The organism is Streptomyces iakyrus, assembly GCF_000717055.1.
Lineage (GTDB): Bacteria > Actinomycetota > Actinomycetes > Streptomycetales > Streptomycetaceae > Streptomyces > Streptomyces iakyrus.
Window position 1 is genome coordinate 1 of the sequence record NZ_JNXI01000170.1, and the last position, 215, is coordinate 215.

At 62.3% G+C, this 215-nt stretch carries 1 pseudogene; it reads left to right on the forward strand.

From position 1 onward, the window contains the following. Positions 1 to 215 (forward strand): annotated as a pseudogene (locus tag OO68_RS41975) (ABC transporter permease); the annotation flags it as partial.

Sequence of the window (215 nt, forward strand, 5' to 3'; positions counted from 1 at the left end):
CTACCTGCTGGTGCTGTTCGTCTACCCGATCTTCTCCACGCTGCTGCTGAGCCTGAAGAACGCAGACGGCTCGTTCACGCTGCACTGGTACGCCGACGCACTGACCGGTGTGAACCTGTCGGTGCTGTTCACCACGCTCAGAATCTCGGCCGAGACAGCGGTCCTCAGCCTGGTGTTCGGGTTCGTTCTGGCGCAGGCGATCTGCCGGCTCAAGC